25 protein-coding genes are annotated in these 25,385 nt (G+C 72.2%); 9 read left to right on the forward strand and 16 right to left on the reverse strand.

What is annotated here, in order from left to right; genetic code table 11:
• Positions 1–116: 116 nt before the first annotated feature.
• Complete coding sequence (locus HYE82_RS01550; RefSeq protein ID WP_179172064.1) at positions 117–1,643, reverse strand: hypothetical protein; 1,527 nt, start codon at positions 1,641–1,643, stop codon at positions 117–119.
• 380 nt (positions 1,644–2,023) lie between these two features.
• On the opposite strand from HYE82_RS01550, the gene HYE82_RS01555 reads away from it, so the two are divergent.
• From HYE82_RS01555 to HYE82_RS01565, 3 genes are all read left to right on the forward strand, one after another.
• Complete coding sequence (locus tag HYE82_RS01555; protein WP_179172065.1) at positions 2,024–3,868, forward strand: endonuclease/exonuclease/phosphatase family protein; 1,845 nt, start codon at positions 2,024–2,026, stop codon at positions 3,866–3,868.
• Between the two features lie 122 nt (positions 3,869–3,990).
• Positions 3,991–4,428, forward strand: a complete 438-nt coding sequence (locus HYE82_RS01560) for a GNAT family N-acetyltransferase (protein ID WP_179172066.1) — start codon at positions 3,991–3,993, stop codon at positions 4,426–4,428.
• Positions 4,429–4,624: 196 nt separating this feature from the next.
• Positions 4,625–4,903: a hypothetical protein gene (locus HYE82_RS01565; protein WP_179172067.1), complete on the forward strand. Its 279-nt coding sequence runs from the start codon at positions 4,625–4,627 to the stop codon at positions 4,901–4,903.
• A gap of 176 nt (positions 4,904–5,079) precedes the next feature.
• Here HYE82_RS01565 and dapD read toward each other — a convergent pair whose 3' ends face one another.
• Positions 5,080–6,060 (reverse strand): 2,3,4,5-tetrahydropyridine-2,6-dicarboxylate N-succinyltransferase, encoded by a 981-nt coding sequence (gene dapD, locus HYE82_RS01570; protein ID WP_179172068.1) that lies wholly within the window; start codon positions 6,058–6,060, stop codon positions 5,080–5,082.
• 9 nt (positions 6,061–6,069) lie between these two features.
• On the reverse strand, positions 6,070–7,368 hold the full coding sequence (locus tag HYE82_RS01575; protein ID WP_179172116.1) for an MFS transporter: 1,299 nt from the start codon (positions 7,366–7,368) through the stop codon (positions 6,070–6,072).
• A gap of 41 nt (positions 7,369–7,409) precedes the next feature.
• Here HYE82_RS01575 and HYE82_RS01580 point away from each other — a divergent pair, with 41 nt between their 5' ends.
• Entirely contained in the window at positions 7,410–8,288 is an 879-nt protein-coding gene (locus HYE82_RS01580; RefSeq protein ID WP_179172069.1) for a winged helix-turn-helix transcriptional regulator, read from the forward strand.
• A 136-nt stretch (positions 8,289–8,424) separates the two neighbouring features.
• Here HYE82_RS01580 and HYE82_RS01585 read toward each other — a convergent pair whose 3' ends face one another.
• The 10 genes from HYE82_RS01585 to HYE82_RS01630 all read right to left on the reverse strand — a co-directional run bounded on the left by HYE82_RS01585 (position 8,425) and on the right by HYE82_RS01630 (position 16,154).
• The gene (locus HYE82_RS01585; protein ID WP_179172070.1) at positions 8,425–8,997 is read right to left on the reverse strand and encodes a TetR/AcrR family transcriptional regulator; all 573 of its coding nucleotides are present in this window, start codon (positions 8,995–8,997) and stop codon (positions 8,425–8,427) included.
• Complete coding sequence (locus HYE82_RS01590; RefSeq protein WP_179172071.1) at positions 8,997–9,317, reverse strand: multidrug efflux SMR transporter; 321 nt, start codon at positions 9,315–9,317, stop codon at positions 8,997–8,999. Before HYE82_RS01590 ends, HYE82_RS01585 begins: the two co-directional genes overlap by 1 nt.
• A gap of 236 nt (positions 9,318–9,553) precedes the next feature.
• A complete protein-coding gene (locus tag HYE82_RS01595; protein ID WP_007263433.1) occupies positions 9,554–9,898 on the reverse strand; it encodes a metal-sulfur cluster assembly factor in 345 nt (114 codons plus the stop codon).
• A complete protein-coding gene (sufU, locus tag HYE82_RS01600) occupies positions 9,895–10,356 on the reverse strand; it encodes a Fe-S cluster assembly sulfur transfer protein SufU (protein WP_179172072.1) in 462 nt (153 codons plus the stop codon). Before sufU ends, HYE82_RS01595 begins: the two co-directional genes overlap by 4 nt.
• 25 nt (positions 10,357–10,381) lie before the next feature.
• Complete coding sequence (locus tag HYE82_RS01605; protein ID WP_179172073.1) at positions 10,382–11,638, reverse strand: cysteine desulfurase; 1,257 nt, start codon at positions 11,636–11,638, stop codon at positions 10,382–10,384.
• Complete coding sequence (sufC, locus tag HYE82_RS01610; protein ID WP_179172074.1) at positions 11,635–12,399, reverse strand: Fe-S cluster assembly ATPase SufC; 765 nt, start codon at positions 12,397–12,399, stop codon at positions 11,635–11,637. Before sufC ends, HYE82_RS01605 begins: the two co-directional genes overlap by 4 nt.
• A gap of 7 nt (positions 12,400–12,406) precedes the next feature.
• A complete protein-coding gene (locus HYE82_RS01615; RefSeq protein WP_179172075.1) occupies positions 12,407–12,724 on the reverse strand; it encodes a bifunctional 3-phenylpropionate/cinnamic acid dioxygenase ferredoxin subunit in 318 nt (105 codons plus the stop codon).
• Positions 12,724–13,902 carry a Fe-S cluster assembly protein SufD gene (gene sufD, locus HYE82_RS01620; protein WP_179172076.1) on the reverse strand — a complete coding sequence of 393 codons (1,179 nt, stop codon included), beginning with the start codon at positions 13,900–13,902 and terminating at the stop codon, positions 12,724–12,726. The genes HYE82_RS01615 and sufD overlap by 1 nt, the downstream gene beginning before the upstream one ends.
• A 78-nt stretch (positions 13,903–13,980) precedes the next feature.
• Complete coding sequence (sufB, locus tag HYE82_RS01625; RefSeq protein ID WP_179172077.1) at positions 13,981–15,396, reverse strand: Fe-S cluster assembly protein SufB; 1,416 nt, start codon at positions 15,394–15,396, stop codon at positions 13,981–13,983.
• Positions 15,393–16,154, reverse strand: a complete 762-nt coding sequence (locus HYE82_RS01630; RefSeq protein WP_309144163.1) for an ArsR family transcriptional regulator — start codon at positions 16,152–16,154, stop codon at positions 15,393–15,395. The genes sufB and HYE82_RS01630 overlap by 4 nt, the downstream gene beginning before the upstream one ends.
• 208 nt (positions 16,155–16,362) lie before the next feature.
• On the opposite strand from HYE82_RS01630, the gene HYE82_RS01635 reads away from it, so the two are divergent.
• From HYE82_RS01635 to HYE82_RS01650, 4 genes are all read left to right on the forward strand, one after another.
• Positions 16,363–17,289, forward strand: a complete 927-nt coding sequence (locus tag HYE82_RS01635) for an ABC transporter ATP-binding protein (protein WP_179172078.1) — start codon at positions 16,363–16,365, stop codon at positions 17,287–17,289.
• On the forward strand, positions 17,286–18,053 hold the full coding sequence (locus HYE82_RS01640; protein ID WP_179172079.1) for an ABC transporter permease: 768 nt from the start codon (positions 17,286–17,288) through the stop codon (positions 18,051–18,053). Before HYE82_RS01635 ends, HYE82_RS01640 begins: the two co-directional genes overlap by 4 nt.
• 85 nt (positions 18,054–18,138) lie before the next feature.
• Positions 18,139–19,287: a hypothetical protein gene (locus tag HYE82_RS01645; protein WP_179172080.1), complete on the forward strand. Its 1,149-nt coding sequence runs from the start codon at positions 18,139–18,141 to the stop codon at positions 19,285–19,287.
• Positions 19,288–19,291: 4 nt separating this feature from the next.
• Positions 19,292–20,281: a heme A synthase gene (locus tag HYE82_RS01650; protein WP_179172081.1), complete on the forward strand. Its 990-nt coding sequence runs from the start codon at positions 19,292–19,294 to the stop codon at positions 20,279–20,281.
• Positions 20,282–20,398: 117 nt separating this feature from the next.
• On the opposite strand, the gene HYE82_RS01655 is transcribed toward HYE82_RS01650, so the two are convergent.
• From HYE82_RS01655 to HYE82_RS01665, 3 genes are all read right to left on the reverse strand, one after another.
• Positions 20,399–21,520, reverse strand: coding sequence for an amidohydrolase family protein (locus tag HYE82_RS01655; protein ID WP_179172082.1), 1,122 nt, complete (start codon positions 21,518–21,520; stop codon positions 20,399–20,401).
• A gap of 182 nt (positions 21,521–21,702) precedes the next feature.
• The gene (locus tag HYE82_RS01660; RefSeq protein WP_179172083.1) at positions 21,703–22,044 is read right to left on the reverse strand and encodes a hypothetical protein; all 342 of its coding nucleotides are present in this window, start codon (positions 22,042–22,044) and stop codon (positions 21,703–21,705) included.
• A gap of 24 nt (positions 22,045–22,068) precedes the next feature.
• Positions 22,069–23,016 (reverse strand): heme o synthase, encoded by a 948-nt coding sequence (locus HYE82_RS01665; protein WP_179172118.1) that lies wholly within the window; start codon positions 23,014–23,016, stop codon positions 22,069–22,071.
• A gap of 252 nt (positions 23,017–23,268) precedes the next feature.
• Between HYE82_RS01665 and tkt the strand changes: the two genes are divergently transcribed.
• The gene (tkt, locus tag HYE82_RS01670; protein ID WP_179172084.1) at positions 23,269–25,353 is read left to right on the forward strand and encodes a transketolase; all 2,085 of its coding nucleotides are present in this window, start codon (positions 23,269–23,271) and stop codon (positions 25,351–25,353) included.
• The last annotated feature ends 32 nt before the right edge of the window (positions 25,354–25,385 follow it).

Here is a 25,385-nt window from a genome sequence, read left to right on the forward strand (position 1 = left end):
GCCCCCGCCCCCGCCGTCGCGCGCTGCGCACGCACGCCCGACGGCCCGCACGCCCTGCCGCTCACGCCCGGGCACGACACGGCCCTCCCTGCCCGCCTTCCTGACGCCGGTGCGGTTCAGGGCTGTCGCGAGCGGGCCTTGTAGGCCGCCTTGCGGGCCTCCTTGGCAGCCTTCCTGTCCGGGTGCAGCCGGCCCATCGCCTCCAGCACCTCCCCCGCCGCCGGGTGGTCCACCCGCCACGCCTGGTCGAAGAAGCCCGTGTGGTGGGCGGTCAGGGACTCCATCAGCAGCGGCAGTTCCACGGCCTGCGCGTCCGCGGCCAGCTGCGCCGCGATCGTGTCGACGGTCAGCCAGTACACCATCGCCCCGTTCGGAGCCGGTACGTCGGCGGCCCCGCGCTCGGCGAGCCACACCCGGGCGAGGCCGCCGAGCTCCGGGTCGTCCAGCACCGCCCGGACCGCCGGCTCGGCGCCCTCCCCGGCGGACGCGAGGGCCTGCTGGCAGCGCAGCCGGCGCAGCGGGGCGCCGTGGTCCGAGCCGCGGGCAGCGGCCAGCAGCTCGGCGACCGCGCCGGACGGTTCGCGGTCGGCGAGCCACTGGCCGATCTCGGCCTGGGCCGCGCCCTCGGGGTAGTCGCAGACCGCGTCGAGCAGCGCGTCGGCGCCCTTGTCGGCGAGGTCGCCGACGGCAGGGGCCGTGATGCCGGCCTCCCGCATGCGCGCGCGGAGGCCGTACAGACCGAGCGGGGTGAGGCGGACCATCCCGTACCGGGAGACCTCCTCCGCGTCGAGCTCGCGCGGGCCGGCTCCGGCGGGCTCCTCGTCATCGGTCTGCGCCATCAGCGTTTCGTCGACGGGCCGGTACTCGACCAGCCCGATCGGCTCCAGCTGCCGGAACTGGTCGTCCAGGCGCATCATCACGTCCGAGACCTGCTCCAGCGCGGCGTCCGTCGGCCGGGCCATGCCGTCCGGAACCACCATGGAGGCGGCGAGCACGGGCAGCGGCACCGCGCCGCCCCGCTCGACACCGGCGTCGGCGACGGTGAGCAGGTAGAGGTTGGCGAGAACGCCGTCGAGGAAGTCGGCCTCCCGCTGCGGGTTCCAGTCGAGCCGGTCGAAGTCGATGGTGCCGCCCTCGTCCAGCGCGTCGACGAGGTCGTCGAGTCCGGGCACGGCCGCGTCGGCGAGGACGGCGTCCAGAGCGGACAGCCACAGGTCGAGCACCTCGGCGGGCGCGCCGCCACCGACCCGCGCCAGGTCCTCGCCGGCCGTGGCGCCGCCGAACTCCCCGGTCCCGCCCGCCTCCGCAGCACCCGCTTCCCGGCGACCCGCCTCCGCACCGTCCGCCTCCGGCCCTTCCGGCTCGGTCAGTTCGACGAGGCCGGTGTCGAGGGCCGTCCTCCACGCCTGGCTCGCGTCCGCGCGGGCGTCCGCGTCTGCGGGGTCGAGGCCGAGCGCGGCGGCGGCCTCGGGCAGCTGCGCCCGGTCGAGTTCGCCGTTGCCGTCGACGCGGGTGCCGGGGCCGGCCCAGCGGGCCAGGCGCACGGCGCGGGCGAACAGGGGGGCGACGAGGGCGTCTCGGGCGAGTTCCGCGTCGGAGGGCAGCCGTACCGGCGGCAGGGTGGAACGCGGCTCTGCGGACATGGATTGGGTCTCCTCGCGGACGCGGTCGTTCGGAGGGCCGTCAGCGGCCGTCCGGCGCACCAGAGTAGACGCAATTCGGACGTGTCCGGCGGTCATACCTTTGGTTCATCTCACAGTCGGCCTCCGTATGTCCTGGAGGTCTTGACAACGTCCCTGATCACCCAGGAAATTGACGCGCGTAGACATTAGGGGGACCCCGGCGATCCCTGCGGAACACGTACGGCCAGCCCGTCGACCACCGTGGATTTCCGGCCATTCAGCACCGCAGTACCGCACCGCAGCACCGCATCGCAGCACCAAGGCACCGCCGCTGTACCGCTCCTCGCAGTACCGCGCCGCCCCCCTCCGCTTTCCTCCTCCACACACCGGAGTACCTGACCATGCACTCCTCACACCCCCGCTCCGCCGCCGTCGCGGCCCTCGTCGCGGGCGCCCTGGCCACCGGCCTGCTCACGGGCACCGCCGGCGCGGCCGAAGGCGTCGCGGCCGACGGCGCGGTGCGCATCCACGACATCCAGGGCACCACCCGGATATCCCCGCTGAACGGCAAGCAGGTCACCGACGTCGCGGGCATCGTGACGGGTGTGCGCGCCCACGGCTCGCGCGGCTTCTGGATCCAGGACCCCGACGCCGACGACAACGCGGCCACCAGTGAGGGCATCTTCGTCTTCACGGGCTCCGCCCCGACCGTCGCCGTCGGCGACGCCGTCAAGGTCTCCGGCCTGGTCGGCGAGTACGTTCCCGGCGGCGTCAACTCCGGCAACCAGTCGGTCACCCAGATCTCCAAGCCGGCCGTCACCGTGGTCTCCTCGGGCAACGCCCTGCCCGAGGCCGCCGCCGTCAACGAGTACACCGTGCCCGCCGCCTACGCCCCCGCGGGCGACCCGGCCGCCGCCGGCAGCATCAACGGCCTGGCCCTGAACCCGTCCCGCTACGCCCTGGACTTCTACGAGTCCCTGGAGGGCATGAACGTCGCCATCGGCACCTCGCGCGTGGTGGGCGCCACCGCCGCCGAGTACGGCGAGCTGTGGGTCACGGTCAAGGGCTGGGAGAACAACGCCAAGCGCGGCGGCACCCTCTACGGTTCCTACGAGTCCCAGAACACCGGCCGCCTGAAGGTCCAGCAACTGGCCCCGCTCGCGCAGCAGCCCTTCCCGGTAGCCAACGTCGGCGACAAGCTGACGGGCACCACCGAAGGCCCGATGGACTTCAACCAGTTCGGCGGCTACACCCTGGCGGCCCGCACCCTGGGCACCCTCTCCAAGGGCACCACCGCCCCCGAGAAGACCAAGGCGCAGGCGCCGGGCGAGCTCGCGGTGGCCACGTACAACGTCGAGAACCTCGACCCGACCGACCCGCAGGAGAAGTTCGACGCCCTCGGGAAGGCGGTCGTGGAGAACCTGGCCTCGCCCGACATCCTGGCCCTGGAGGAGATCCAGGACGACAACGGCGCCAAGAACGACGGCACGGTGTCCGCCGAGCAGACCCTGGCCAGGTTCACGGCGGCGATCGCGGCCGCCGGCGGCCCTTCCTACCAGTGGCGCACCGTCAACCCGTCGAACAACCAGGACGGCGGCGAGCCCGGCGGCAACATCCGCCAGGTGTTCCTGTTCAACCCGGCCCGCGTCTCGTTCACCGACCGCGCCGCCGGCGACGCCACCACCGCCACCGGTGTGACCACGGAGAAGGGCCGCGCCGCCCTCACCCACTCCCCGGGCCGCATCGACCCGGCGAACCCTGCGTGGAAGGACAGCCGCAAGCCGCTGGCCGGCGAGTTCGTCTTCCGCGGCCGCCCGGTCTTCGTGATCGCCAACCACTTCGGTTCGAAGGGCGGCGACGAGGCCCTGACCTCCCACCACCAGCCGCCGGCCCGCCCCTCCGAGGCCAAGCGGCTGCAGCAGGCGCAGGCCGTGAACGCCTTCGTCAAGGAGCTCCTGGCCGTCGACAAGAACGCCAAGGTCCTCGCCCTCGGCGACATCAACGACTTCGAGTTCTCGGACACGACGAAGGCGCTGGAGGACGGCGGCGCGCTGTACTCGGCCATCAAGTCGCTGCCGAAGTCGGAGCGCTACTCGTACGTCTTCCAGGGCAACGCCCAGGTGCTGGACCAGATCCTGGTCAGCCCGGCGGTCAAGGGCTACACGTACGACAGCGTGCACATCAACGCCGAGTTCTCGGCGCAGAACAGCGACCACGACCCGCAGGTGCTGCGCTTCCGCCCGTAACACCACGGCACCGCACCACCGTGCGCCCGCAGCCCCGGGGGACGACCCACGGGGCTGCGGCCTCCGGTCCGCGTCAGGGCCCGGCCGCCGTCCCGGCCGGGCCCTCTGCCACACTTCCGGCCATGATCCTCCGCGAAGCCACCCGCCCGGACCTGCCCGTCGTGCTCGCCCTGCTGGACGACGACCACGCCGAACGGGCCGAGGTCACCGAGGCCCACAAGCGGGCCTTCGCCGCCATCGGGGCGGACCCCCGCAACGAGATGCTGGTCCTCGCCGACGGGGACGAGGTGGTGGGCTGCCTGCAGTTGACCTACATACCCGGCCTCGGGCAGGGCGGCCGGGAGCGGGCGCTGGTGGAGGCGGTCCGGATCCGCGCGGACCGGCGCGGCGGCGGCCTCGGCGCCGAGCTGATGCGGCTCGCCGTGGAGCGGGCCCGCGGGCGCGGCTGCGGAATGGTCCAGCTGACCAGCAACAAACGGCGCGGCGCCGCCCACCGGTTCTACGAGCGGCTCGGCTTCGCCCGCAGCCACGAGGGCTTCAAGCTGCACCTGGAACCGTGAGTTCCGGCACCGGGAGGCCGCGGAGCGGCAGCCCGGCGGTTCTCCAGCCGAAAAAACGGGCAGAAAGGGGAAGTCGGGGACTTTCGACCCTGGCGTGACGCTCGCCACATCCCGGCCCCTTCGGCCCGGGTTGTGGTGTTGAGTGTGTTCACGCCCGGTCTCGCCTTCCTGCCTTGCCCGTCGCCCGGAGGTCCGCGTGCTCCCCTCGATCTCCCCCGCCCAGCAGATCGGCGTCGCCGTCCTGCTCGTGGCCGTCCTCCTGTGGCTGGCCGGATTCGGTCGCCTGGTCCGGGGGGCCCGCTTCCCCCACCGCCCGGAGCCCGAGCCCCGCGTCGCGGGCCTCGCCGGGCTCGCCGCGATCCCCGCCCAGCGCCGCGCGGAGGCGCACCCGATGGAGTCGGTCGAGTTGACCGAGGCGGAGGAAGAGGCCTTCGCGAGCCTGGTCCGCTCGATCCGCACCCTCCCCCAGCGCTGACCCACGACAGCCCCGCGGCAAACCCGGAGCCGAACCGGGGCTGAACCCGCCGCCCGGACACGAACACCGGACCGCCGGCCTCCCGCCACACCCAACCCCCGAAAACGCGCGCGGCCGGTGTGCGCTCCCCCGCTCGGGGAGGGAGCGCACACCGGCCGCGCCAGGGCGGCGGGGCGTCAGTTGTGGCTGTGCAGGACGTCGTTCAGGCCGCCCCAGACCGCGTTGTTCGGGCGTGCCTCGACGGCACCGGTGACCGAGTTGCGGCGGAAGAGGACGTTGTTGGCGCCCGAGAGGGTCAGCGCCTTGACGATCTCGCCGTCCGGCAGGGTGACGCGGGTGCCCGCGGTGAGGTAGAGACCGGCCTCGACGACGCACTCGTCGCCGAGCGCGATGCCGATGCCCGCCTCCGCACCGATCAGGCAGCGCTCGCCGACCGAGATGATCTGCTTGCCACCGCCGGACAGGGTGCCCATGGTGGAGGCGCCGCCGCCGATGTCCGAGCCGTCGCCGATGACGACGCCCGCGGAGATGCGGCCCTCGACCATGGACGTGCCGAGCGTGCCGGCGTTGAAGTTGACGAAGCCCTCGTGCATGACGGTGGTGCCCTCGGCGAGGTGCGCGCCGAGGCGGACCCGGTCCGCGTCGGCGATGCGCACGCCCTTGGGGGCGACGTAGTCGGTCATCCGCGGGAACTTGTCGATCGAGGTGACCTGGAGGTGCAGGCCGGCGGCGCGCGCGTTCAGGCGCACGGTCTCGACCTGGTCCACGGCGACGGGGCCGAGGGAGGTCCAGGCGACGTTGGCGAGGAGGCCGAAGACGCCGTCCAGGCTCTGGCCGTGCGGCTTGACCAGGCGGTGGCTGAGCAGGTGCAGGCGCAGGTACGCGTCGTGCGCGTCCAGCGGCTTGTCCTCCAGGGAGGCGATCACGGTGCGGACGGCCACGACCTCGACACCGCGCACCTCGTCCTTGCGGATCGCCTTGGCCGCGGCGGCGCCCAGGAGTTCCACGGCCTGCTCGGCGGTGAGGCGCTCGGTCCCGGCCGGGCCGGGCTCGGTGACCAGCTCCGGCGCGGGGAACCAGGTGTCGAGGACGGTGCCGTCAGCGGCGAGGGTGGCGAAACCGGCGGCGGCGGCGCCGGTGGTACGGGTAGCAGTCATACGGGAAACCTAACCGGCCGCGGCCCGAGGTTGCGAACCGGTCTCGGGTGCCGGGCGCAGCCCCTGTCGCGCCGGCCGCCGGCCCGCGTACAACACCGCGGCGCCCGCCCCGCCCGCCAGGACCGCGCACAGCGGCCAGAGCAGCCCGGGGGCCGTCGCGTACAGGGCGCCGCCGAGCGGTGGGCCGAGGACGACGCCGCTGACGGAGACCCCTGCGTACAGGCTCTGGAACCGGCCGATGGCGTGCTCGGGTGCCTGGTCGGCGACGTAGGCGGTGGCGGTGGTCTTGTAGAGGATCTCGCCCAGGCTCAGCAGCACGATCATCGAGGCCGCGGTGCCGACGCCCGCTCCGGGCAGGAGTGCCGCGTAGGCGGCACCGACCAGCAGCAGCCCGGTGCCGATGACGGGGAGCGGCGGCCGGGCGCGCAGGGCGACGGCGGCAGGCAGTTCCAGCAACAGGATGACGGCGCCGTTGAGGGCGATCACGAAGCCGAAGTCCCGGGTGTCGAGGCCGTGGTCGGCGAGGAAGACGGGGAAGGTTCCGTACTGCTGGCGGTAGACGAGGTCGGTCACCAGGACCGCTCCGAGGACGACGAGTACGGCGGGCCGGGCGCGCAGCTCGGCCCACAGGCCGCGGCCGGGCGCCGCATCGGGGCAGCCGGTGGTGGGACCGGCGGCAGGGGTGCGGGCGGCGGCGCGGGCGGGGACGACCCGCGCGGTCCACAGGGCGAAGAGGAGGGTGCCGAGGCCGTCGCCGACGAAGAGCCAGTCGTACGAGAGCCGGGTCGCGATCAGCGCGCCCAGCGGCGGGCCGAGGGTGAAGCCGCCGTTGGAGACGCAGCGTACGACGGCGAAGGCCTGGCGGCGGGCGCCCTCGGGGACGGCCACCGCGACGAGTGCCGAGTTCGCGGCCCGGACCACGCCGGAGGCGTACTGGGCGAGGGGCAGGGCGGCGTACAGCCCGGCGGCGGGCAGCAGCGGGAAGGAGATGAGGGTGAGGCCGCCGAGCGTGGAGGCGGCGAGCAGGACGCGGCGGTGGCCGAAGCGGTCGCCGTACCAGCCGCCGGTGAAGTTGCCGGCGACGAGGCCGATGCCGCCGATGCCCGTGACCAGGCCCGCCTGGGCGGTGCCGAGGCCGCGGGGGCCGGTCAGGTACAGGAAGACGAAGACGAAGGTGAAGCTGACGACGGCGTTGACGAACACCCCCGCTGCCAGCAGCCACACCACTCTCGGCACGTCCCTCAGCACTTGCACCATGCCGGACCGCTCCCCCCGCGACTTAGTAAGTTCCTTTTGGGAACGGACTATGTCAGCATGACAGCCTTGGGTCAACGGACGAAGGAGTGCCCATGGCCCAGCGCACGCACCTCGGCGACGCGGACTGTTCGATTGCCCAGGCCCTCGACGTCGTGGGCGACTGGTGGACGCTGCTGATCGTGCGCGACGCCGCGCGCGGGCTGCACCGCTTCGAGGAGTTCCAGCGCGAGCTGGGGGTTTCCCGGAAGGTGCTGGCCGAGCGGCTGAAGCTGCTGGTCGAGGCCGGGGTGCTGACGCGCGAGCCGTACCGGGAGCGCCCGGTGCGGCACGAGTACCGGCTGACCCCGCGCGGGCGGGGGCTGCTACCGGTCCTGGTGGCCCTCCAGGACTGGGGTGACACCTGGGTCCTGGGAGAGGGAGAGATGACGGCGACGACGCAGGAGGCCTCGCGGGAGGCGGAGCGGGTGCACGGGCTGCGCGGCCGGCGCGTACCGGAGCTGCTGCTGCCGGACCGGTTCGGTGAACTCCGCGACCCGGTCGCGGCCGACACCCCGTTCACCGTCCTGTACTGCTTCCCCGGCGCGTACGCCCGGGCCGATTCCTACCCGCCCGGCTGGGCCGGCATTCCGGGTGCGAAGGGCTGCACGCTGGAGTCGTGCACCTACCGCGACCAACTCGCGGAGTTCACGGCGGCGGGGGCGACCGTCCACGGGGTCTCGACCCAGCGGCCCGATGAGCAGCGCGCCTTCGCGGAGGCCGAGCGGCTGCGCTTCCCGCTCCTCTCGGACGCGGACCTGGGCCTGACGGCCGCCCTGCGGCTGCCGACGTTCCGCGCGGCGGGAGTGAGCCGGATCAGGCGGCTGACCCTCGTGCTGGACCGGGACCGGACGGTGCGCGAGGTGATCTACCCGATCACGGACATCGAGGCGAGCGTCACCGCGGCCCTCGCCGCGGTCCGCGCCGCCGCCTGACGACACCGGGAGGCAGGCCTCCGGCGCGGAGCCGGGCGGATCAGGGACCCCTTCAGGCCTCCCGGCGCAGGGCCCGGGCGGATCAGGGACCCCTTCAGGCCTCCCGGCGCAGGGCGCGGGCGAATCGGGGACCCCTTCAGGCCTCCCGGCGCGGGGCCGGTGCGTGCAGGACCCGGCTCAGGATCTCGCGGGCGTGGCCCTCGTCGTACGGCGTGTCCGTCAGCAGCACCTGGAGGCTGATCCCGTCCATCACCGCCACCAGTGCCCGCGCGGTCACCGGGTCGGTCCGCTCAGCCAGGGCCGCGGCCACCGACCCGCACCACTGCGCGGCCACCGGCCGCAGCGCGGGGCGGCGCAGCGCCGCGAGGTAGAGGTCGTACTCCAGTTCCGCCCGCGTCCGGTCCGCCCCGAGGAAATCTCCCAGCAGCGCGGCCAGCGCCCCGGCGAGGTCCGCCTCCGGGTCCGCCAGGGCGGGAGAGGCGGCGACGGTCTCGGCGAAGCCCTCGTTGGCCTGCCGCAGCGCGGCGACCAGCAGGTCGTCAAGGGTCCTGAAGTGGTACGTGGTCGAGCCCAGCGGTACGTCCGCCTCCGCGGCCACCGTGCGGTGGGTCAGCCCGGCGATGCCCTTGGCGCCGGCCACGCGGATCGCCGCGTCGATGATCCGCTGCCGCCGCTCGGGGTCGTGGCGGCGGACTCCGGAGGAGCCCATCAGTGCGCCCCGCTCAGGTTGACGAGGACCACCCCGGCGATGATCAGCGCGATGCCGGCGAGCTTCGCGGCGGTCGCGGCCTCGCCCAGGAACGCCATGCCGATGGCGGCGATGGCGGCGGTGCCGACTCCGGCCCATATGGCGTAGGCCGTGCCCACCGACATCGACTTCAGGGTCTGGGCGAGCAGCGTGAAGGCGACCAGGTACCCGACCACGGTGCCCACCGAGGGCCACAGCTTCGTGAACCCGTCGCTGAACTTCATGGCGGTGGTCCCGGCGACCTCGGCCGCGATGGCGGCGGCAAGCAGTACGTAGGGCATGCGCACGACAATACGCACCGTTGTGGACGGCCGTACACACACGCGGGAGGAGCAAGGGTCGGGACTGCGGGCCGACCGGATCGAGGCAAGCGGGCCGCCGCCCACCTCGTCCGGCTGGACTGGACCCGTGCCGGTGGCGCTTGACGGCTTCGACGCCACGGCCACCCACGAACGGGCGGGGCCCCCGGCAGGTGCCGGGGGCCCTCGTGGTCCCGCTCCGCGGAATGCGGAAGGTGTCAGACGTTGAAGCCGAGCGCGCGCAGCTGCTCACGGCCGTCGTCCGTGATCTTGTCCGGACCCCACGGCGGCATCCAGACCCAGTTGATGCGCAGCTCGTTGACGATGCCCTCGGTCGCCGACTTCGCCTGGTCCTCGATGACGTCCGTCAGCGGGCAGGCCGCCGACGTGAGCGTCATGTCGAGGGTGGCGATGTTCGCGTCGTCGATGTGGATGCCGTAGATCAGGCCCAGGTTGACGACGTCGATGCCCAGCTCGGGGTCGACCACGTCGTAGAGGGCCTCGCGGACCTCCTCCTCGGTGGCCGGCTTGATCGACGCCTCGGGCGTCGCGTTCTCGGTCATGCCGTCTCCCTCTCCGCGCCGCCCAGCACCTGGGCGGTCGCGTCCTTCCACGCCATCCAGCTCAGCAGAGCACACTTGACACGCGCGGGGTACTTGGAGACGCCGGCGAACGCGACCGCGTCCTCCAGCACCTCCTCCATCTCCTCGTCCGGCTCGATCTTGCCCTTGGACTGCATCAGCTCCAGGAAGGTGGCCTGGATCCGCTGCGCCTCGGACAGCTGCTTGCCGACGAGCAGCTCGTTCAGCACGGACGCGCTGGCCTGGCTGATGGAGCAGCCCTGGCCCTCGTACGAGACGTCGGTGAGCGTCTCCCCGTCGTACTTCACACGCAGCGTGATCTCGTCGCCACACGTCGGATTGACGTGGTGCACCTCGGCGTCGCCCTCGCGCAGGCCACGCCCGTGCGGGTGCTTGTAGTGGTCCAGGATGAGCTCCTGGTACATCGAATCCAGCTTCACAGCGTCCTCGTCCTCGTGGCCCTGGTCAGGCGAAGAAGTTCCGTACGTGCTCCAGCCCGTCGACCAGTGCGTCGACGTCGGCCGGAGAGGAGTACAGATAGAAAGACGCTCGCGTCGTCGCCGGAATTCCGTACCGCAGGCAGACGGGGCGGGCACAGTGGTGTCCCACGCGGACGGCGATGCCCTGCTCGTCCAGGACCTGCCCCACGTCGTGCGGGTGGATGTCGCCGAGCACGAAGGAGATCGCGGCGCCGCGGTCCTCGGCCGTGGTGGGGCCGATGATCCGCAGGTCGGGGACCTCCTGCAGGCGCTTCACCGCGTACTCGGTGATCGCGTGCTCGTGGGCGGCGATCTTGTCCATGCCGATCGCGGACAGGTAGTCCACGGCCGCGCCGAGGCCGACGGCCTGGGCGATCGGGGGCGTGCCCGCCTCGAACTTGTGGGGCGCCGGGGCGTACGTCGACGAGTGCATCGAGACGGTCTCGATCATCTCGCCGCCGCCGAGGAACGGCGGCAGGTCCTCCAGGAGCTCCTGCCGGCCCCACAGGACGCCGATGCCGGTCGGGCCGCACATCTTGTGGCCGGTGAAGGCCACGAAGTCGGCGCCGAGGGCCTGGACGTCCAGGGGCATGTGCGGGGCGGCCTGCGAGGCGTCGATCAGCACCAGCGCGCCGACCTCCTGCGCGCGCCGGACGATCGTCTCGACCGGGTTGACGGTGCCGAGCAGGTTGGAGACCAGCGTGAAGGAGACGATCTTCGTCTTCTCCGTGATGACCTCTTCGATGTTCGACAGGTCGAGCCGGCCGTCGTCGGTCAGGCCGAACCACTTCAGCTTCGCGCCGGTGCGCTGCGACAGCAGCTGCCACGGAACGATGTTGGAGTGGTGCTCCATCTCGGTGATGGCGATCTCGGTGTCGCGGTCGACCCGGTAGGGCTCATCGGCCCAGCCGAGCATGTTCGCGACCAGGTTGAGCGACTCCGAGGCGTTCTTGGTGAAGATCACCTCGTCGCGGCTCGGTGCGTTGACGAAGGCGGCCACCTTGTCGCGGGCGCCCTCGTACAGTGCCGTGGCCTCCTCGGCGACCAAGTACACGCCGCGGTGGACGTTGGCGTTGTGCCGCTCGTAGTACTCGTTCAGCGCGTCGAGCACCTGGCGCGGCTTCTGCGAGGTCGCCGCGGAGTCCAGGTAAACGATCTTCTTCCCGTCGTGGACCACACGATCCAGCAGGGGGAAGTCCTTGCGGATCGCCTCGATGTCGAGGAGGCCAGGCAGCTGTGTCACGCGGTCGCGCCACCCTTCACGTACTTGTCGTAGCCCTCCGACTCCAGCTGGTCGGCCAGCTCGGCGCCGCCGGACTCGGCGATGCGGCCGTTCGCGAAGACGTGCACGAAGTCGGGCTTGATGTAGCGCAGGATGCGCGTGTAGTGGGTGATCAGCAAGGTGCCGACCTCGCCGGTCCCGCGGACGCGGTTGACGCCCTCGGAGACGATGCGCAGCGCGTCGACGTCGAGGCCGGAGTCGGTCTCGTCGAGGATCGCGATCTTCGGCTTGAGGAGCTCCAGCTGGAGGATCTCGTGGCGCTTCTTCTCACCGCCGGAGAAGCCCTCGTTGACGTTGCGCTCGGCGAAGGCGGGGTCCATCTGGAGGCGCTCCATGGCCTCCTTGACCTCCTTCACCCAGGTGCGCAGCTTGGGGGCCTCGCCGCGGACGGCGGTGGCGGAGGTGCGCAGGAAGTTGGAGACCGAGACGCCGGGGACCTCGACCGGGTACTGCATGGCGAGGAAGACGCCGGCGCGGGCGCGCTCGTCGACGGACATCTCCAGGACGTCCTCGCCGTCGAGGGTCACCGAGCCACCGGTGATGGTGTACTTCGGGTGGCCGGCGAGCGAGTACGCCAGGGTGGACTTGCCGGAGCCGTTGGGGCCCATGATGGCGTGCGTCTCACCCTGCTTGACGGTGAGGTCGACACCCTTGAGGATCTCGCGGGCGCCGTTCTCCGCCTCGACGGAGACGTGCAGGTCGTGGATTTCAAGCGTTGCCATGGGTGCCTCAGGACTCCTGGGTGAGGGAGACGAGCACGTCGTCCCCTTCGATCTTTACGGGGTATACGGGAACGGGGCGCGTCGCGGGCAGCCCGGACGGCTTGCCGGTGCGCAGGTCGAAGGCGGATCCGTGCAGCCAGCACTCGATCATGCAGTCGTCGACCTCGCCCTCCGAGAGCGAGACGTTCGCGTGCGAGCAGATGTCGTTGATCGCGTACACCGATCCCTCGGTGGAGACGATGGACACCGGCGTACCGTCGAGTTCCACCCGCTTGGGGGTGTTCTCCTCCAGCTCGCTCAGCGCACAGGCCTTGATGTAGGTCATCAGACGGACGCCTCGAGCTCGGCCTCGATCTTGGCGATGAGGCGCTCCTCGATGTCGCCGACACCGATCTGCTGGACGAGCTCGGCGAAGAAGCCGCGCACGACCAGGCGGCGGGCCTCGTCGGCCGGGATACCGCGGGCCTGCAGGTAGAACAGCTGCTCGTCGTCGAAGCGGCCGGTCGCGGAGGCGTGGCCGGCGCCGACGATCTCGCCGGTCTCGATCTCCAGGTTCGGCACCGAGTCGACCCGCGCGCCGTCCGTGAGGACGAGGTTGCGGTTCATCTCGTAGGTGTCGGTGCCTTCGGCGCTCTTCTGGATCAGGACGTCGCCGATCCAGACGGCGTGGGCGTCCTGGCCCTGGAGCGCACCCTTGTAGACCACGTGGGACTTGCAGTGCGGGGCGTCGTGGGTGACCAGGAGGCGGTGCTCCTGGTGCTGGCCGGCGTCGGTGAAGTACAGGCCGAGCATCTCGGCCTCGCCGCCGGGGCCGGCGTAGCGCACGCGCGGGTGGATGCGGACGACGTCGCCGCCGAAGGTGACGACGACCGACTTGAAGCTTGCGTCGCGGCCGATCAGCGCGTTGTGCTGGGAGGTGTGGACGGCGGTGTCGTCCCAGTCCTGCACGGACACGAAGGTCACCTTGGCGCCGTCGCCGACGAGGATGTCGACGTTGGCGGCGCGGACGCCGTCACCGGTGTGGTCGATGACGATGATCGCCTCGGCGAACGGCTTGATGTCGAAGACGGTGTGGCCGAAGGTCGTGCCGCCCTCGCCGTGCAGGGCGACGCGGATCGGCTCGGCGAGCACGGTCTCCTTGGGCACGGTGACGACCGTGGCCTTGGCGAACGAGGTGAAGGCCTGGGCGGCGACCCGGTCCACCGGGGTGCCGGCCTTGCCGATGCGCTCGTCACCGCGCTCGACGGTCTCGACCGTGACGCCCTCGGGCGCGTCGATCTGCGCCTTCATCGACCCGCTGGCCACGGCGGTGCCGTCGTGGAGTCCGCGCAGGCGTCCCAGCGGGGTGAAGCGCCACTCCTCCTCGCGGCCGTGGGGGATGGGGAAGTCCGCCACGTCGAAGGACGGCGGCGCGCTCATCCGAGTGGCGACGGTGGACTCTGCGGCCACCGCGATGGAGCCGGCGGTGGTGGAGCCCACCGGAATGTTCTGAGCATCAGCCATGGCTGTCGTTCTGCTCACTCTCTTTAAAGAACACTGCCTACGTCAAAGAATGTGCTGCGGGACGGTTGCGGGCCGGGCCTAGCCGACCGAGCCCTCCATCTGCAGCTCGATCAGCCGGTTGAGCTCCAGCGCGTACTCCATCGGCAGCTCCTTGGCGATCGGCTCGACGAAGCCGCGCACGATCATCGCCATGGCCTCGAACTCGCTCAGGCCGCGGGCCATCAGGTAGAAGAGCTGGTCCTCGGAGACCTTGGAGACGGTCGCCTCGTGGCCCATCGTCACGTCGTCCTCGCGGACGTCGACGTACGGGTAGGTGTCGGAGCGGGAGATGGTGTCGACGAGCAGGGCGTCGCACAGGACGTTGCTCTTCGATCCGGCCGCGCCCTCGCCGATCTCGACCAGGCCCCGGTAGGAGGTGCGGCCGCCGCCTCGCGCCACCGACTTGGAGACGATGTTGGAGGAGGTGTTCGGCGCCATGTGGACCATCTTGGAGCCGGCGTCCTGGTGCTGGCCCTCGCCCGCGAAGGCGATGGACAGGGTCTCGCCCTTGGCGTGCTCGCCCATCAGGTAGACGGCCGGGTACTTCATGGTGACCTTGGAGCCGATGTTGCCGTCGATCCACTCCATGGTCGCGCCCTCGTAGGCCACGGCGCGCTTGGTGACCAGGTTGTAGACGTTGTTCGACCAGTTCTGGATCGTCGTGTAGCGGCAGCGTCCGCCCTTCTTCACGATGATCTCGACGACCGCGCTGTGCAGCGAGTCGGAGGAGTAGATCGGGGCGGTGCAGCCCTCGACGTAGTGGACGTACGCGTCCTCGTCGACGATGATCAGCGTCCGCTCGAACTGGCCCATGTTCTCCGTGTTGATGCGGAAGTAGGCCTGCAGCGGGATCTCGACGTGGACGCCCTTGGGCACGTAGATGAACGAGCCGCCGGACCACACGGCGGTGTTCAGCGACGCGAACTTGTTGTCGCCGACCGGGATGACCGTGCCGAAGTACTCCTTGAAGAGTTCCTCGTGCTCCTTCAGCGCGGTGTCGGTGTCGACGAAGATGACGCCCTGCTCCTCCAGGTCCTCGCGGATCTGGTGGTAGACGACCTCGGACTCGTACTGGGCCGCGACACCGGCGACGAGGCGCTGCTTCTCCGCCTCCGGGATGCCGAGCTTGTCGTACGTGTTCTTGATGTCCTCGGGCAGTTCCTCCCAGGAAGCGGCCTGCTTCTCGGTGGAGCGCACGAAGTACTTGATGTTGTCGAAGTCGATGCCCGACAGGTCGGAGCCCCAGGTCGGCATGGGCTTCTTGTCGAAGAGCTTCAGGCCCTTGAGGCGGAGCTTCAGCATCCACTCGGGCTCGTTCTTCTTCGCCGAGATGTCCCGGACGACCTCTTCGGACAGGCCTCGCTTGGCAGCCGCGCCCGCCTCGTCGGAGTCGGCCCAGCCGTACTCGTAGTTGCCCAGACCCTCGAGCTCAGGGTGAGCAGTCTCCGTGGTCATGCGGGGTTCCTCCCGGCCGTGCTTGCAGATGCTGATGTGTTGGACTGTGCAGTGCCCGCGCCACGCGGGATGAAGGTGGTGCACACCCCGTCGCCGTGGGCGATGGTGGCGAGGCGCTGCACATGGGTCCCGAGCAGACGGGAGAAGACCTCGGTCTCCGCCTCGCAGAGCTGCGGGAACTGCTCGGCTACGTGGGCCACCGGGCAGTGGTGCTGGCAGAGCTGTTCACCGCTGTGCGGACCGGGAGCGCTCTTGGCCGTCGCAGCGTACCCGTCCGCGGTCAGCGCCTCGGCAAGGGCCTCGGCGCGGTCCGCGGGGGCGGCTGCGTCGACCTTCGTGCGGTACGCCTCGGCCTGGGCCTCCATCCGCGCCCTGGCGAAGGCGGCGACGGCCGCCTCCCCCGCCTCGCCTCCGCCGGCGGCCTGCGCGATCCAGCGCATGGCGTCCGCGGCGAGCGAGTCGTAGGACTGGTCGAAGGCGTCGCGCCCGCAGTCGGTGAGCGCGAAGACCTTGGCCGGCCGGCCTCGGGTGCGCGTGCCGTACACCCGCTGCTCACGGGCCTCGACCACGTCGTCGGCGACGAGCGTGTCGAGGTGGCGGCGGACGGCGGCCTGAGTGAGGCCGAGACGCGCGGCGAGGTCGGCGACGGTGGACGGACCGTGGTCCAGGATGGACCGCGCGACCCGGTTGCGGGTGGACCGCTCCCCGGTAGCGAGCTCCCCCTGGGGGGTCTCGATCAGCCGTTCGCCGTATTTCACAACGCCATTGTTGCGTAATTACCTGAGGACCGACAAGCCGTGACGGACGCCACCCCTGGTGTCCTCCATCACTAAGGGTCACCTAACCTGTCTACGGAGAGTGAGGAAGAGGCCCGGGTTCAACGGCCTGGCCAGCCATGATGCCCCGGGTGGCCGAACCTCGCCCCGGCGCCGGTACCGGCCCGTACGGCTCCGTAGACTCACCCGCATGAGCAACGACCCCGCCGTGGAGATCCGCGGACTGGTGAAGCGGTACGGCCCGAAGACGGCGGTGGACGGTCTCGACCTCACCGTCCGCAGGGGCTCGGTCACCGCGGTCCTCGGCCCCAACGGCGCGGGCAAGACGACCACCGTGGAAACCTGCGAGGGGTACCTGCGCCCGGACGCGGGAACCGTGCGCGTCCTCGGCCTCGACCCGGTCGCCCAAGCCGCCGCCCTGCGCCCGCGCGTCGGCGTCATGCTCCAGTCCGGCGGCGTCTACTCCGGGGCCCGCGCCGTCGAGATGCTGGGCCACATGGCACGCCTGTACGCCGACCCGCTCGACGTGGACGGCCTGGTGGAGCGGCTCGGGCTGGGCGGCTGCGGCCGCACCCCCTACCGCCGGCTCTCCGGCGGCCAGCAGCAGCGCCTGTCGCTGGCCATGGCCGTGGTGGGCCGCCCGGAGCTGGTCTTCCTGGACGAGCCGACCGCCGGCCTGGACCCGCAGGCCCGCCGCGCCACCTGGGACCTGGTGCGGGAGCTGCGCGCCGACGGGGTCGGCGTCGTCCTCACCACCCACCACATGGACGAGGCCGAGCAGCTCGCCGACGAGGTGGCCGTCATCGACGCCGGGAAGGTCATCGCCCACGGCAGCCCCGAGCAGCTGTGCCGCGGCGGCGCCGAGAACACCCTGCGCTTCACCGGCCGCCCCTCCCTCGACCTCGCCTCGCTCCTCAAGGCGCTGCCCGACGGCACCGAGGCCGCCGAGCTCACCCCGGGCGTCTACCGGGTCACCGGCGACGTCGACCCCCAGATGCTGGCCACCGTCACCTCCTGGTGCGCCCAGAACGGGGTCATGCCGGACAGCCTCTCGGTGGAGCGGCACACCCTCGAAGACGTCTTCCTGGAGCTCACCGGTAAGGAGCTGCGCGCATGAGCGCCGGTACGTTCGCCCCCCGCCCGGGGGCCGCGCCCGTGTCCCGCATGATCCTCGCCCAGACGGCGCTGGAGACCCGGATGCTGCTGCGCAACGGGGAGCAGCTGCTGCTGACCGTGGTCATCCCCGCGCTGCTGCTGACCCTGTTCTCGGTGGTCGACATCGTCGACACGGGCGAGGGCAGGCCGGTGGACTTCCTGGCCCCGGGCGTGCTCGCGCTCGCCGTGATGTCCACCGCCTTCACCGGGCAGGCCATCGCCACCGGCTTCGACCGGCGCTACGGGGTGCTCAAGCGGCTCGGCGCCTCGCCGCTGCCCCGCTGGGCGCTGATGGCCGCCAAGACGCTGTCCGTGCTGGTCACGGAGGTGCTCCAGGTCGCCCTGCTGACGGTGATCGCGCTGGCCCTGGGCTGGTCCCCCCAGGGGAACCCGCTGTCCGTGGCGCTGCTGCTCCTGCTGGGCACGGCCGCCTTCTCCGGGCTCGGGCTGCTGATGGCGGGCACGCTCAAGGCCGAGGCGACGCTGGCCGCCGCCAACCTGGTGTTCCTGCTGCTCCTGGTGGGCGGCGGGGTGATCGTGCCGCTGGAGAAGTTCCCCGGCTCGGTCCAGGCGGTGCTCGGCCTGCTGCCGATCTCGGCGCTGTCCGACGGCCTGCGCGAGGTGCTCCGGGACGGGGCCGCGCTGCCGTGGGGCGACGTCGCGGTGCTGGCCGGATGGGCCGTCCTCGGCCTCGGCGCCGCCGGGAAGCTCTTCCGCTGGGAGTGATTCCCGGCCCCCGGACGTTGGTCTTGCAGACCACGGGCGCCGCCGCACAGGCGCGGCGCCCACCAGGACGCCGGGGGGCGGACGCATGGGGGAACGGGAAGCCGCACTGCGGCTGGACGAACAGTGGGCACGGATCCGGTCGGGGGCGGATCAGACCGAGTACGCCGCGGCGGAGGCGCTGCTGGCGGAGCTCATCGGCGCGCTGCGCGAGCCCGCCGCGAGCGATCCCGAGTGCGCCGCGCGCCTCGGGCTGCGCCTGGGCGACCTGGCGGCCCGCCGGTTCGCCGGCGGCGACCGGGCGGGGGCGCTCGCGGCGATCGAGGAGGGGCTGCGGTACGCGCAGCAGGCCGCCGGGTACGAGCCGGAGTACGCCCGCTGGTACGCCCGGGGGCTGATCAACCAGGGTGTCTGGCTGGCCTGGCCGCTCAGCGACGGCGACCGGCTGCCCCGGTACCCGCTGGGTGCGGCGGCGGAGCAGGGCCCGAGCGCCATCGAGCGGGCGGCGGGCGAGCGGGCCCGGGACCTGACCCGCGCCGCGGTGGAGGTGTGGGGCGGCCTGGACCGGCAGGACCCGGTCAACCGGCGGGGGCTCGCACAGGCCGAGGTGTTCCTCGGGGACCGCCTGGCGGAGCTGGGGCTCGCCGAGGAGGCGGTGGCCTGGGCGGTGGACGCCGAGGAGGGCTTCCGCCGGCTGCTGCTCGGCGGCGCCGGCCCGGAGGAGGCCCGGGAGGCGGAGGAGGCCCTGGACCACATCGGCCGTCAGCTCCGGCTGCGGCTGCGCTTCCTGTCCTTCGACGCGCTGGCGAACCTGCGCGCCCGGGGGCTGCTGCCCGAGCGGCTGCTGCCCCAGGCCGTGGTGGCGGCCCGGATCGGCGGGGCGGCCGAGCCCGCGATCGCGGAGGGGCTGCGGCTGGATGCCGAGCAGGTGCGGACGATGCTGGAGGTCACACCCTGGCTGGCCGTGTGGCGCTTCGAGGTGCGCGGCCCCGACGGGCTGTGGGAGGTCCTGGGGGACCCGTGGCGCGGCAGCGCGGAAGCGCGGAACCGGACGGCCGAGGACGTAGGGGACGAGCTCATACGAACCTTCCGGGCTTCCCCGGACCACCCCGGCGACGGCACCTACTGGCGCGTCCTGGTCTGGTGGCACGAGGAGGGAGATCCTGCCGGGGCCCGGTTCCGGGCGCTGGCGGGGCCCGACGGCCGCGGCGGCGTGCTCGACGCGACCCCCTCGTGAAAGTTTGCACAAGGGGCCGCCTACGATAGGGGGCGTGTTTAACCCCCTCGCCTACCTCGCCGCCCGCTGGACGCCCTCGCCCGGGATCGTCCGGCGTGCCGCACTCGCCGCGCTCACCATGACCGTCGTCATCGTCGTCACCGGCGGCGCCGTACGGCTGACCGGATCCGGGCTGGGCTGCGACACCTGGCCCAAGTGCACCGACGACAGCCTGATCACCACCCAGGCCCAGGGCATCCACGGCGCCATCGAGTTCGGCAACCGCATGCTGACCTACGTGGTCAGCGCGGCCGTCGGCTGGTGCATCCTGGCCGCCCGGTGCGCCAAGCCGTGGCGCCGGTCGCTGACCAGGCTCGGCTGGGCCCAGTTCTGGATCGTCGGCGCCAACGCCGTGCTCGGCGGGATCACCGTCCACACCAAGCTCAACCCGTGGAGCGTGGCCGGGCACTTCCTGCTCGCCACCGCGCTGATCACCGTCACCACGCTCACCTGGCAGCGGGCCCGCGAGGGCGACGGCGCCCCCAAGCCGCGGGTGCCGGGGCCGGTGCGCAAGCTGTCGTGGGCCCTGCTCGCCACCACCGCCGTGCTGATCGCCGCGGGCACCGTGGTCACCGGCTCCGGGCCGCACGCCGGTGACAGCAGCGAGGTGCCGCGCATGCCCTTCGACTGGGAGAGCACGGCCCACGTGCACGCCGTCGCCGCCTGGGCGGTGTGTGCGCTCGCCGTCGCCATGTGGCTGGTGCTGCGGGTGGTGGACGCCCCCGACGACACCCGGGCCCGCGCCCGGGACCTGCTCCTCGTCCTCCTCGCGCAGGGGGCCATCGGATACGTGCAGTTCTTCACGGACCTGCCCGAGATCCTGGTCGGCGCCCACATGCTGGGGTCCTGCCTGGTGTGGATCGCCGTCCTCCGCGTGGCGCTGGGCCTCCGGGAGCGCCCGGCCGAGCAGGCGGAGATCCCGGCGCAGAGCGACCCGCAGCTCTCCGCGCTCTGATCCGCCCGGTCCGCACCCGCTGATCCCGCGCCGAGCCGGGCCGTCCACCGCGACGGCCCGGCTCCGCCGTACCCGCGCCCGCCGTGTCCGCGCCCCCTGCCCGCTCCGCCCGCCGGGTCAGGGGCGCTCGTCCAGGCGGTAGACCCGCCGGGCGTTGCCCGCCGCGACCATCGCTGCCACGCGCTCGGCGTCCCGCCAGGACCAGGCCCCCTCCCCCACCCAGCCGCCGAGCACCCGGCTCAGCGCCTCCCGGAAGACCAGGGCGCCCACCGCGTGCAGCTCGGGCAGCCGCCGCCCGCCGCTGGAGAACAGCAGCTTGCCGAACGGGGCGAGCTCCAGCAGCTCGGCCAGGACCGCCGGGGCCCGTGCGCCGCTCTGCCCGAGGGCCGCTCCGAGGTCGGCGTGGACGTGCGGGAAGGCGGCCGCCAGCTGGGCCGTGCGCCGGTGGTACGGGTAGCCGCCGAGCAGTACCAGCGGGCTACCCCGCCCCTCGGTGGCCCGTACGAAGTCCGCCAGCAGCGCCGGATCGGCCTCCTCCGGCTGCCGCCGCGGCGCGGCCCCGCCCGTGTGCAGCTGGAGCGGCAGCCCGGTCGCCACCGCACTCCACAGCAGGTGCCGCAGGAGTACGGGGTCCCGTGCGCCCCCACCCGCGGCACGGCCGGCCAGCCACCGCCCGGCGGCCCCGCGCACCTCTCCGGGGCCGGGCGGCTCGGGGCACCACGCGAGGGCGGCCGGGTACCCCGCGTCGGCGCCGCAGGTGAAGGCCACGGCCCCGGCGGCGGCATGGTGGACGGCCTCGGCGAGGCCGGCCAGGAAGGCGGGCACCGTCGCGGAGGTGTCGGCGACCCGCTCGGCCAGCAGCTCCAGCCGGACGACCTCGAAGGCCTCGGCGCCCCCGGCGAGGGCGAGTTCCACGGGCCCTGCGAGGTCGCCGGCCTCGCCGGTGTCGACCAGGTAGGCGGCGATGCCGGAGCCGCGCAGCAGTCTGCGCCCGGATTCGGCCGCACCGAGCTCGCGTCGCCGGGCCAGGTACCGGGCGGGGGCGCAGTGCGGTTCCAGGCCGAGCAGCGGCGGGCACCAGCGGCGCACGGCGAAGCCGGTCTGGGTGTCGAAGAAGGTGGTCCCGGGGGCGGGCGGTCCTGCCGGGGCGAACAGCTGGGCCTCGAAGGTGCCCAGACCCAGCTCCGTGCGGAGCAGTCCGTGGCAGTACTGGTCCACCAGGGGCGGCGTTTCGATCATCCGGGCATCCCGTTGCGGGCGTGGGGGCTTCCACACGTCCTAACGGGTGAGCGGGGTGCGAGGTGTTGCTCGCGCTGTTGACCGAGCGGCCACCGCCCGGGCCCGGGCCGCCGTACCGGCGCGCGCCCGGGCGGGCAGGCTCAGGCGGGCGGACCCAGGCGCGCGGCCCGGCGCGGGCGGGCTCAGGCCGCCGGGTTAGCCGTTCCGCCGAGCTGGATTCCGGCCATCCGGGTCCACTCGTAGGGCCCGGTCTTCACGCGGGCGGCGAATTCGCCGTCGAACTCCTCGTGGAGGGTGAGCCCGGCCTTCTCGGCGGCCTTCTCGGCCACCGCGTAGCTCGGGGCGACCAGGTCGCCCCAGCCGCCGTCCGTGCCCACGAGCACGATCCGCGTGCCGGCCTGGCCGATGTGCGCGAGCTGGCCCTCGGCGCCGCCGTGCTCCCGCGCGAAGGCGCCGATCTGCTTGGCCAGCTTCGCGGCGGCCCGGTCCTGCTTCTTGGTGTCTGCGGTGGTGGTGTCAGCCATGGACAGCATGCTACCGGCGGGTAATCAGCGGAGGAAGGGATCCACGGCCACGGCCACGAAGAGCAGCGACACGTAGGTGATCGACCAGTGGAACAGGCGCATCTCCTTGAGCTTCGCGCCGGTCACACCCGCCTTCGCCCGCGCGTGCAGCGCGTGCGCCTCCCACAGCCACCAGCCGCCCGCCGCCAGCGCGACCGCGGTGTAGAACCAGCCGGTGTACCCCAGCGGGGTGAGCAGCAGCGAGACGCCGACCATCACCCAGCTGTAGAGCACGATCTGCCGCGCGACGGCCTTGTTGCCGGCGACGACCGGCAGCATCGGCACGCCGACGCGCGCGTAGTCGTCCTTCACCTTCATGGACAGCGGCCAGTAGTGCGGCGGCGTCCAGAAGAAGATGACGAGGAAGAGGATGACGGCGGCCCAGGAGACCTCGTTGCGGACCGAGGACCAGCCGATGAGCACCGGCATGCAGCCCGCGATGCCGCCCCAGACGATGTTCTGGGTGGTGCGCCGCTTCAGCAGCATCGTGTAGACGACGACGTAGAAGAGGAGCGCGCCCAGGGCGAGCGCGGCGGACAGCCAGTTGACGAGCAGCCCGAACCACAGCGTGGAGACCACGCCCAGGGTGATGCCGAAGACCAGGCACTCGCGGGGGCTGACCATGCCGGTGACCAGGGGCCGCTGCGCCGTGCGGTCCATCAGGGCGTCGATGTCGCGGTCGATGTACATGTTCAGCGCGTTCGCGCCGCCGGCCGACATGTAGCCGCCGAAGCAGGTCGCGAGGACCAGCCACAGCGACGGCACGCCCTGCTCGGCTAGGAACATCACCGGCACTGTGGTGATCAGCAGAAGTTCGATGATTCGCGGCTTGGTCAAAGCCACAAAAGCCTTCGCACGGGCCCCGAACGGCCGGTGGCCGGGGCTCGTCCCGAGCACCCCCGAAGGACGGGATTCGACGGCCGTCACGCACACCCCTGACAGAGAATCCAGCAAGTTCCGGACATGTTGGACCGGTAAAGACTTGCGCGTACCACGCCACTTTAGACGTTCCGCTGTGCGCGCCCCGCGCGGGGGTCGCCTCGTGTTGGTCCGATCGCGGGCGGCAACGTTTTGACGTACTGCGCGCACTCGAATAGCTGCACGCCGCGGCGGGGGTAGGCTCGGAATCGCCGGTGCACGGTAAGTCACCGGGAACCGACATCTGGAGAGGAGCCCTGACCCACGGTGACCACCAAGCCGACGACCACAGAGCTCGAATGGACCGATCTGGACCAGCGGGCCGTCGACACCGCCCGCATCCTGGCCGCCGACGCGGTCCAGAAGGTCGGCAACGGCCACCCGGGCACGGCGATGAGCCTGGCCCCGGCCGCCTACACCCTTTTCCAGAAGGTGATGCGGCACGACCCGGCGGACCCGGACTGGGTCGGGCGTGACCGCTTCGTGCTGTCCGCCGGTCACTCCTCCCTGACCCTCTACACCCAGCTGTACCTGGCCGGTTTCGGCCTGGAGCTGGACGACCTCAAGGCCTTCCGCACCTGGGGCTCGAAGACCCCCGGCCACCCGGAGTACGGCCACACCAAGGGCGTCGAGACCACCACCGGCCCGCTCGGCCAGGGTGTGGCCAACGCCGTGGGCATGGCGATGGCCGCCCGCTACGAGCGCGGCCTGTTCGACCCGGAGGCCGCCCCGGGCACCTCCCCCTTCGACCACATGGTCTACTGCATCGCCGGCGACGGCTGCCTCCAGGAGGGCATCTCCGCCGAGGCCTCCTCCCTCGCGGGCCACCAGAAGCTCGGCAACCTGGTGCTGCTGTGGGACGACAACCGCATCTCCATCGAGGGCGACACCGAGACGGCCGTCTCCGAGGACACCGCCAAGCGCTACGAGGCGTACGGCTGGCACGTCCAGCGCATCGAGCAGCAGGCGAACGGCGACATCGACCCCAAGGCCCTGTACGAGGCCCTGGCCGCCGCCAAGGCCGAGACCGAGCGCCCCTCCTTCATCGCGATGCGCTCGATCATCGCCTGGCCCGCCCCGCACGCCCAGGGCACCGAGGCCTCCCACGGCTCGGCCCTCGGCGACGACGAGGTGGCCGCCACCAAGCGCGTCCTCGGCTTCGACCCGGAGCAGGCCTTCGAGGTCACGGACGCCGTCATCGGCCACACCCGCAAGGCGCTGGACCGCGGCCGCGAGGCCAAGGCCGCCTGGGAGAAGGACCTCTCCGCCTGGCGCACCGCCAACCCGGAGCGCGCGGCCGAGTTCGACCGCATCCAGGCCAACGAGCTGCCCGAGGGCTGGGAGGACAAGCTCCCCGTCTTCGAGCCCGGCACCGGTGTCGCCACGCGCGCCGCCTCCGGCAAGGTGCTCCAGGCCCTCGGCGCGGTCATCCCGGAGCTGTGGGGCGGCTCGGCCGACCTGGCCGGCTCGAACAACACCACCATCGACAAGAACTCCTCGTTCCTGCCGAAGGGCAACCCGCTGCCGGAGGCCGACCCGTACGGCCGCACCATCCACTTCGGCATCCGCGAGCACGCCATGGCCGCCGCCATGAACGGCATCGCGCTGCACGGCCACACCCGTGTCTACGGCGGCACCTTCCTGGTGTTCTCCGACTACATGCGCAACGCCGTGCGCCTGTCGGCCCTGATGCACCTGCCGGTGACGTACGTGTGGACGCACGACTCCATCGGCCTCGGCGAGGACGGCCCGACCCACCAGCCGGTCGAGCACATCGCCTCGCTGCGCGCCATCCCCGGCCTGAACGTGGTCCGCCCGGCCGACGCCAACGAGACGGCCGTCGCCTGGCGCGAGATCATCAAGCGCCACACCAAGGTCTTCGGCAAGGGCACCCCGCACGGCCTTGCACTGACCCGCCAGGGCGTCCCGACGTACGAGCGCAACGAGGACGCCGCCAAGGGCGGCTACGTCCTCTTCGACGCCGAAGGCGGCGAGGCCCGGGTCGTGCTCATCGGCACCGGCTCCGAGGTCCAGCTCGCCGTGGCCGCCCGTGAGGCGCTGCAGGCCGAGGGCATCCCGGCCCGGGTCGTGTCGATGCCGTCCGTCGAGTGGTTCGAGGAGCAGGACCAGGCGTACAAGGACAGCGTCCTGCCGCCGTCCGTCAAGGCGCGCGTCGCGGTCGAGGCCGGCATCGGCCTGACCTGGCAGCGCTACGTCGGCGACGCGGGCCGCATCGTCTCCCTGGAGCACTTCGGTGCCTCCGCCGACGCCAAGGTGCTGTTCCGCGAGTTCGGCTTCACCGCCGAGGCCGTTGCCGCGGCTGCCAAGGAATCGATCGAAGCCGCGCGCTGACGCCGGTACGAGAACCAGTAGGAGTTGCAATT

It is taken from the genome of Streptomyces sp. BR123, from assembly GCF_013401435.1.
GTDB lineage: Bacteria > Actinomycetota > Actinomycetes > Streptomycetales > Streptomycetaceae > Streptomyces.